The sequence below is a fragment of the Kaistella sp. genome, from assembly GCF_041824135.1.
Classification (GTDB): Bacteria; Bacteroidota; Bacteroidia; order Flavobacteriales; family Weeksellaceae; genus Kaistella.
This window is the reverse complement of record NZ_JBGZYM010000064.1, coordinates 1-8,624: the sequence shown is the minus strand read 5'-3', so window position 1 is coordinate 8,624 and position 8,624 is coordinate 1. Positions and strand designations below refer to the sequence as shown.

Genomic DNA, 8,624 nt, shown 5'->3' with positions numbered 1-8,624 from the left:
CCGCTTTTTACGCCGACTCTGATATATTCTTAAAAAGGTTTGAAGACGTCTTCAGTCATTAACTGAATGGCTTTTTCTTTTGTTAGATCACTTACTTTTATCATTGTTTTTATTTAGAATCATTTTAGATTGCAAAATTACTAATAATATAATGAATATCAAATTTGCTTCGGTATATTTGTCTATCAATCTCATAGACGCAAATCTTTAACTTTTACCAGCGTTCAGTATCAAAAAACAAATTATTAAAAAATGAAAAAAATTGCACTTCTAATTTTGGTTATCTGTTCCCAAATTATTTTTTCACAAGCGAACCGTTTCGTGTATCAAGTTACCATGAAGCCTGATTCTACAGATAGGAATAATACGAGATCAGAAATCGCTCATCTTGATATCTCAGGAGCGAACTCGATTTTCTATGGAGAAAATAGAATGAAGAGAGATTCTGTTATCGGCAGAATGAGACAAACGGGAAGTTTTAATTTTGATAGAACTCAGATGCAAAATTTAAGAAGCAACCTGGATTTCATTATAGAAAAAGATTATAAAACCGGAAAGAAAATATATCAAGCAAGAATTCTGCGGGATCAATACGCTTACGAAGAAGACCGACCAATGGATTGGAAAATCCTGCCGGAGACTGCTACCATTGGCGAATATAAAACTCAAAAAGCAGAAACTCAATTTGCAGGCAGAACCTGGTACGCTTGGTTTACGACAGAAGTTCCTTTCCAAGACGGCCCTTATAAGTTTTCAGGATTGCCAGGGTTGATCGTTAAAGTGGAAGATTCCAAAGGCGACTATAGTTTCGATTTGAAAGAAGCCAAAAAAATTACGGAAATCGCAAGTTTCGAGCAAAGAGGTTCTACGATTCCTGTTAAAAGAGCCGCTTTTGAAAAACAACAAGAGCAGTTTAGAAAAGATCCGATGGCAGCGATTTCTTCCGCCAGTGGTGGCCGTGGCAACATGAGAATTCAAATGGATCCGAATCAGCGGAAACAAATGGAGGAGCGACAAAAAGAAGAACTCAAAAAGAATAACAATCCGATTGAATTGAAATAGATCACAAAAAATCCCGGTTAACGTTTATTAACCGGGATTTTTATTTTTATCATTGTTAAATACTTTCTTCAGTCTTCAACCATTTGGAACTTGACAAATATTGATTGTCCGGATAATAGATGAAAAGACAATTCTTGCCTTTAATAGTATTGATAATCGGTTCAGCCAGAGCTCTCGGAACCGCAGGACAACCCCAACTTCTACCTAGACGTTTTTGATTTTTAATAAAATCTTCGCTTACATAATCAGCGCCATGCATCACGATTGCACGTTGCAAGGCCGCATCATTATAACCAGAATCCATTCCTAAAAGTTTTAGTGAGTAGCCATTAGAACCGTTATACGTTGTTTCTGTGATGTAGAAACCAAGACTACTTTGCAAAGAACTTTCAGTATTTGAGAATTTCTGAGCGAATTCTTCACCCGTATTTTTTCCGTGTGCTACCAACGAATTAAACAGAACTTTTTTTTCATTCAGATCGATGATCCAAAGTCTTTTCTCCGCAGATGACAATGAAAAGTCGCAGATGGTGAGGAGATGAGAATCTTGATCCAGCTTCCCTTCTTTTTTAAGATTGGTAAAACCTAGGTAAGCTTTTGCAAAAACATCGGACTGAAGTTGATTAATATTATCGAAACCGATCGCTTTGTAAATTTCTTCCGCATAGTTTGCTGTGGATTTCGGCTCGGAGATAGGGACTAAATCTTGTGATTGGGTTTTTAACTGATTTTCTGTTGTGGTTTTCTTTAAATCCTCCACTTTATAGAAGGATGTAGCGAAAAATAAAACAGTTATTAAGGGTAAAAAGACCTTCTTCATTCTTTATTATGTTAAATGATTTTAAGTAGGCAAATTTACAATTAATTAGTTATCAAGCAATTGAATGATAATTTTTTAACGTTAATTAAGAAGATTTAACGGTTCTAAGGTCAGGTCATTTATATTTATTAATTTTGCAAAAGCATGTCGAGAACTTTGAAAATATTTTTTATTGTTTTAGGGTTGAGTATTTTTATTCTTCCCAAGCAAATGGTCTTTGCTCAAAGTACCGTGGAATGCTGTGATCAGAAAGTAATTAAAGATGATTGCTGCAAAGCAAAAAAGACTACTTCATGTCATTCTGAAAATTCTACAAATGATTCCCCAGAAAATCACTGTGGCGATGATTGTAACCAATGTAATTCCTGCACTGTAAATTGTGTTATGAATTACCTCTCTCCCGAATTTAGTATCAATTTGAAACATCGTTTCTTTATTCAGAAACTCAATTTCGAATACGGGAATTCTTATTTCTCATCTAATATTAAAAACATTTGGCAACCGCCTAAGTTAATTTAACACATTACAATACAGCCAAAAGAATGTTCTTTCGGCAACCTTATTATGTTAATTAACTTATTATAAAAATGAAAACTTTGTTAAAAAGTCTTTGCTTATTCTCCCTATTATTTACTTCCTTTTTATTCGCTCAAACCATCACTAAATCAACGTTCCTTGTTAAAGGAGAATGCGCGATGTGTAAAGAAAGAATTGAAAGTACCGTAAAAAAAACAGGCGCCAAAACTGCCAACTGGAACTCAACAACGCAACAGCTTGAAGTAGAATTTAATGCTGATAAAACTTCATCAGATCAAATTTTACAGAAAATTGCAGATGCCGGACACGACAACGAAAAGTTCACCGCAACTGACGCTGTTTATGCAAACCTTCCTTCCTGCTGTCTTTATGAAAGAGCTCCTTCTTTTATTAAAACCAAAACAGCTACTCCAGCGGCGAAAAAAGACAATCAATTTTTTGTTCGCGGAAATTGTGGCTCGTGTAAAGCAAGAATCGAAAAAGCTGCCGCAAGTGCTGGTGCCGATTCGTCCAGTTGGGATGCAGATACGCAAATCGTAACATTAAACTTTGATCCTGCAAAAACGTCAGCAGATAAGATCTTGAAAAAAATCGCAGAAGTCGGACACGATAACGAAAAATATACGACCAAAGATGACACGTACAAAAATCTTCCTGGATGTTGTCTGTACGACCGCGAGTTACCATTAGGTGTAAAAAGCGACTTGGTTCACCATGATGAAGAACCAGCAGTTAAAAAAGATTTTTCTGCACAACCTTTAAAGAAGGACAATCAATTTTTTGTTCGTGGAAATTGTGGATCATGTAAAGCAAGAATTGAAAAAGCTGCCGCAAGTGCTGGCGCCGATTCATCTAGCTGGGACGCAGATACACAAATCGTAACCTTAAACTTCGATCCTGCTAAAACTTCAGCAGATACGATCTTGAAAAAAATCGCAGAAGTCGGACACGATAACGAAAAATATACGACCAAAGATGACGCCTATAAAAATCTTCCTGGATGTTGTCTGTACGACCGCGAGTTGCCGCTAGGTGTAAAAAGCGATCTGGTTCATCATGAAGAAGCAGCGCCCGCACCGAAAAAAGATTTCACGCAACATGCCGATCATTTCGATAAATCGATTGAAGAAGTTCGATTGATCAGACTTGCTGATGCCACGGCTTTAAGTAGAAAAGAGACAAGCTTAACCTTTAATATCGGAACCAAAGAATTATTGAAAGCTGCATGTTGTAACCTATCTGAAAGTTTTGAAACCAATGCTACCGTAGATGTTTCTTTTACCAATGCAGTAACAGGAACAAAGCAATTGAAAATGTTAGGTTTGGATCAAAAGTACACTTCGCTAACCAAAGAACTTTTGCCATCGATTCGTGGAATAGCAGCACCATACGGACTGAACTTAATCCCAGGAAGATGGATCGGAGGAATCCAGTTAACAAAAGGCGGAAGTACTGTGGTCAACGGGTACGAAAGTATTACCGGACAGATCAATACCGAACTGTTGAAATTTAATGAACAACCCGAAACCGCCGTCAATTTTTTTGGTGACGCAAACGGAAGATTAGAGACCAATATTACAACTACTTCTCAATTGAACGGTAAGTGGAATCAATCGGTTTTGCTTCATGGCAATGCGACTCTTGGAAAAAAAGATTCCAATAATGATGGCTTTTTAGATCAGCCGACAGGAAACCAAATCAATGCAGCCTATCTTTTAAATTATAATGATCTGGAAGGCTCAGGATTAGGAACGCATTTCGGAATCAGCTTTGTAAAAGATGAAAGGTTTGGCGGACAGACTGCTTTTGACAAAAAGATCGACCGTTCACAACAAAGTGCTTACGGAGTTGGCATCGATCTTTCAAGATTTGAGATCTGGAATAAAACCGGCTACATATTCAAAGGTAAACCTTACCAAAGTATTGGTTGGATGAATCAGTTTACGACGCATCAACAGGATAGTTTCTTCGGAAACAGAAATTATTGGGGAAATCAAAATACGTTCTACTCGAACTTGGTTTTTGAAAGTATCATTGGCAACTCAAACAATAAATTTAAAACCGGAGCAAGTTTTTTATATGATCAGTACGATGAAGATTATCTGACTCAAAATTATAAAAGAACCGAAACCGTTCCTGGGGTATTTTTCGAATATACTTTGACAGGTTTAAAATATACTTTGGTTGCTGGTGCAAGAACAGATTTTCACAATTTAGCGGGCACGCAGTTTACACCAAGAGTGAACTTTAAATATGACCTTTTTGACAAAACAATTCTTCGTCTTTCCGCTGGAAGAGGTTTCAGAACCGCTAACGTTTTCGCAGAAAGTCAACAATATTTTGGCTCGAACAGACAGATCGAGATCCTGGAAAATGGCGGTAAGATCAATGGTTTAGAACCAGAAATTGCTTGGAATTACGGAGCAAGTCTTCAGCAGGAATTTAGATTATTCAATAGAAAAGCAACTTTAGTAGCTGATTTCTTTAGAACAGATTTCCAAAATCAAGTCTTGACAGATCTGGATATCTCACCGCAAAAAATCGTCTTTTACAACTTAAAAGGAGAATCATTTGCCAACAGTTTTCAAACCCAGTTGGATTTTACACCAGCGAAGAATTTAGAAATGAGATTGGCGTACAAGTATTATGATGTACAGGCGAATTTCATCGATGGACAAAGAGAAATTCCTTTTATGGCAAAAAACAGAGGATTCTTTAATGCTTCTTATTCGACCGATAAAACAGACAAAGGTGCTTTCTGGAATATGGATGCGACCCTACAGTTAATTGGTCAACAGAAACTTCCGAACTTAAATGCTAATCCCTTAGAATACAGAATACCAGAATATTCAAAAAGTTACTCAACACTTAATGCGCAGATCTCCAGAAACTTTAATAAAAGTATTCGTGCTTATGTTGGTGGAGAAAACCTGTTAGGTTATACACAGGACAATCCGATCATTGACGCCGAAAATCCTTTCGGAAAATACTTTGATGCGGGAATGGTTTACGCGCCAATTATGGGAGCAAATGTATATTTCGGTGTAGATTTTAAGTTCTAATTAAATTTCCTATTTTTGAAAAAAAAGAAAAAATGAGAATATTACCTTTATTAATAGCAAGTGCGACACTTCTTTATTCATGCGATAAGAAAGAAGCATCTACGACGGAGAATGCATCTATTACAGCGACAGCAACTGATTCAACAAATGTGAGTGTTGCAAAGACGAGTGCTGACGTAACTTCACAAGACGCTACTGCAGTTGCAGCGAGTACTCCAAGTGATAAACCAGCTTTGAATCCAGAACATGGCTTGCCTTATCACCGATGCGAAATAGCTGTCGGAGCGCCAATTGACAGTGCACCAACACAGCAAGCGCCGCCACAAGTTGTACCACAACAAACGGCTGCAAGCAATAGTTTTAATACCAATCCGATTTCACCTTCTTTAGCACCATCTTCTGCGCCGGCGTCAGTTCAGGCAACAGGTCCGAAGCCTGCTAATAATCCGGCACACGGACAACCTCATCACCGTTGTGATTTAGAAGTTGGAGCGCCTTTAACTTAAAGTTAGACGAAAAATAATAATTGTATTTGATAGTGTAAACCTCGGCTTTGGTCGGGGTTTTTATTTTAGATAAACCAATTCATCTTCGAAATCATCGTCCAGGTTTTCAAGGACTTTGGCTGTTTTCGTTTTATCAATCAAATCTTTAACGAAAAAACTGGTCTCGAAAAACTGTCGATGAACGCCGGGAAGTAATTCCATAAAATAATCCATTCCAACCTTATTATTGTGAAGGTCCATTTTCGTTTCTAATGGTTTATTAGGAAAAAGTTCTTCATGTAAATCGGTCATTTTCTTACAATATGCCAAAGCTTTCTTAGGAGAGGAAATCTTGCAACAATACATCATGATCAGGCAAGTCCAGAGCGAATGTCGAAAAGCATTGCCTACTCCATTATTGGAATGGGTTTTTGGAAAATGTTTTTGAGCTAAAGTGAAACTTCTGAGCGTGGCATAAAATCCCATTATTGAAAATAGCGGATGCGGAAGCGTCAATCGCAAAAGTTTCATAATCTTGTTGAAACTTAAGGATCTTAAAGCATTAAATATAATTTTGATGTTCCTCATAAAAAGAAATCCCACCTCCAATGAGGTGAGATTTTATTAAATATTTAAACTCTTTTAAACGTGGCTTAAAAGTTTTACTGTTTTCGAAACTTTGTCCTTGATCTCCGTTCTTTTAACGATGAAATCTACAAATCCTTTCTCTTGTAAAAATTCCGAAGTCTGGAAACCTTCTGGCAAATCTTTACCAATAGTTTCACGGATCACACGTGGCCCTGCAAAACCGATTAAAGCTCCTGGTTCTGCCATAATGATATCTGCTGTCATGGCAAATGAAGCGGTAATTCCACCAAAAGTAGGATCACACAAATAAGCGATGTACAATAAACCGGCTTCTGAAAGTTGCGCTAACTTCGACTGAACTTTTGCCAATTGCATTAAGGAATACGTTGCTTCCTGCATTCTCGCTCCACCAGATTGACAGATGATCATGTAAGGAAGTTTGTTTTCGATACAATAATCAACTGCTCTACGGATTTTTTCGCCCATCACTGAACCTAATGATCCACCGATAAAACTAAAATCCATACAAGAAATGACCATCTTTTCCCCGTTAACCGTTCCAACTGCATTTCTGATTGAATCAGTTAATTTCGTTTTAGCTTTTACTTCTTTCAAACGGTCGGTGTAAGACTTGGTATCTTTGAAGTTCAACATATCTACACTCTCCACATTAGCATCGAGTTCTGTAAATTTATTCTCATCAAAAAGAATCGAAAAGAATTCTCTACTTCCAATTCTCACGTGGAAACCATCTTCTGGAGACACATAATTATTGGCTTTCAACTCTTCGTGTTCTACCACTTTTCCACTCGGCGTTTGATGCCAAAGTCCTTTGGGCACGTCTTTTTTATCTTCCGTAGAAGTCGTAATATTCTGTGTTTTCCTTTTAAACCAGTCGAATGCCATATTTTTCTAAATTTTAGATTTTAGATTTTAGATTAAAAACAAATAAGTTCATTTAAAATCTGAAATTTATATTTAAAGAGTATTGATGTTGTTCAAATCTTCAAATGCCTGAACCAATCTTGTGCTGAAGGTTTCTTCCCCTTTTCTAACCCAACCTCTTGGATCGTAATATTTTTTGTTTGGTAAATCAGCACCATCTGGGTTACCGACTTGCGTTCTTAGATATTCCACTTTTTCTACCATGTAATCTCTAATTCCTTCTGTGTAAGCAAACTGTAAATCGGTATCGATATTCATTTTAATGACTCCATAATCAATAGCTTCTCTGATCTCTTCCAATGAAGAACCCGATCCACCATGGAATACGAAGTTAATTGGTTCTGCTCCAAGGCCGAATTTTTCCGAAACAAATTTCTGAGAATTATCAAGAATTTTCGGAGTTAATTTCACGTTGCCTGGTTTGTATACTCCGTGTACGTTTCCAAAAGCTGCTGCGATCGTAAAGTTTGGAGAAATTGCACTTAATCTTTCGTAAGCGTAAGCAACTTCATCTGGTTGTGTATATAATTTTGAAGAATCTACGCCTGAATTATCAACACCATCTTCTTCACCACCTGTAATCCCAAGTTCAACTTCTAAAGTCATTCCCATTTTTGCCATTCTCTCGAAATACTTGCAAGAAATGTCCATATTTTCTTCAATTGATTCTTCTGATAAATCAAGCATATGAGATGAATAAAGCGATTTTCCTGTTTGTGCGAAAAACTCTTCGTTGGCATCCATTAAACCATCGATCCAAGGCAATAATTTTTTTGCACAATGGTCAGTATGTAAAATTACGGTTGCTCCGTATGCTTCTGCTAAAGTATGAATATGTTTTGCGCCAGCGATACCTCCTAAAATGGCAGCTTGCTGACCATCATTGCTTAAACCTTTTCCTGCATTGAAAGCAGCGCCTCCATTAGAGAACTGAATAATGATCGGTGAGTTCAATTTTGCGGCAGTTTCTAAGGCTGCATTTACATTGCTTGAACCAATCACATTCACTGCGGGAAGTGCAAATTTATTTTCCTTTGCGTATTGGAAAATGTCTGTAACCATTTGCCCTGTGGCAACTCCTGCTGGAAATTTCTTGCTCATAACTGATATTTTTATAGATTTATT

General features: G+C 37.1%; 7 protein-coding genes and 1 pseudogene. 4 read left to right on the top strand and 4 right to left on the bottom strand.

What is annotated here, in order from left to right:
• Nucleotides 1–252 precede the first annotated feature (252 nt).
• On the top strand, nucleotides 253–1,062 hold the full coding sequence (locus ACEYOS_RS06875) for a GLPGLI family protein (protein WP_373708471.1): 810 nt from the start codon (nucleotides 253–255) through the stop codon (nucleotides 1,060–1,062).
• A gap of 55 nt (nucleotides 1,063–1,117) precedes the next feature.
• Here the strand turns inward: ACEYOS_RS06875 and ACEYOS_RS06870 are convergent, their stop codons facing one another.
• Nucleotides 1,118–1,882: a murein L,D-transpeptidase catalytic domain family protein gene (locus ACEYOS_RS06870; RefSeq protein ID WP_373708472.1), complete on the bottom strand. Its 765-nt coding sequence runs from the start codon at nucleotides 1,880–1,882 to the stop codon at nucleotides 1,118–1,120.
• A gap of 587 nt (nucleotides 1,883–2,469) precedes the next feature.
• On the opposite strand from ACEYOS_RS06870, the pseudogene ACEYOS_RS06865 reads away from it, so the two are divergent.
• From ACEYOS_RS06865 to ACEYOS_RS06855, 3 genes and pseudogenes are all read left to right on the top strand, one after another.
• A pseudogene (locus ACEYOS_RS06865) lies at nucleotides 2,470–2,718 on the top strand (heavy-metal-associated domain-containing protein); the annotation flags it as partial.
• A 90-nt stretch (nucleotides 2,719–2,808) separates the two neighbouring features.
• Nucleotides 2,809–5,481, top strand: a complete 2,673-nt coding sequence (locus ACEYOS_RS06860; RefSeq protein ID WP_373708483.1) for a TonB-dependent receptor domain-containing protein — start codon at nucleotides 2,809–2,811, stop codon at nucleotides 5,479–5,481.
• 32 nt (nucleotides 5,482–5,513) lie between these two features.
• Nucleotides 5,514–5,987, top strand: coding sequence for a hypothetical protein (locus tag ACEYOS_RS06855; RefSeq protein WP_373708473.1), 474 nt, complete (start codon nucleotides 5,514–5,516; stop codon nucleotides 5,985–5,987).
• A 60-nt stretch (nucleotides 5,988–6,047) separates the two neighbouring features.
• On the opposite strand, the gene ACEYOS_RS06850 is transcribed toward ACEYOS_RS06855, so the two are convergent.
• From ACEYOS_RS06850 to fbaA, 3 genes are all read right to left on the bottom strand, one after another.
• Nucleotides 6,048–6,554: a hypothetical protein gene (locus ACEYOS_RS06850; protein ID WP_373708474.1), complete on the bottom strand. Its 507-nt coding sequence runs from the start codon at nucleotides 6,552–6,554 to the stop codon at nucleotides 6,048–6,050.
• 54 nt (nucleotides 6,555–6,608) lie between these two features.
• Entirely contained in the window at nucleotides 6,609–7,460 is an 852-nt protein-coding gene (accD, locus tag ACEYOS_RS06845) for an acetyl-CoA carboxylase, carboxyltransferase subunit beta (protein WP_373708475.1), read from the bottom strand.
• A 72-nt stretch (nucleotides 7,461–7,532) separates the two neighbouring features.
• Nucleotides 7,533–8,600 carry a class II fructose-bisphosphate aldolase gene (fbaA, locus tag ACEYOS_RS06840; RefSeq protein WP_373708476.1) on the bottom strand — a complete coding sequence of 356 codons (1,068 nt, stop codon included), beginning with the start codon at nucleotides 8,598–8,600 and terminating at the stop codon, nucleotides 7,533–7,535.
• Nucleotides 8,601–8,624 lie beyond the last annotated feature (24 nt).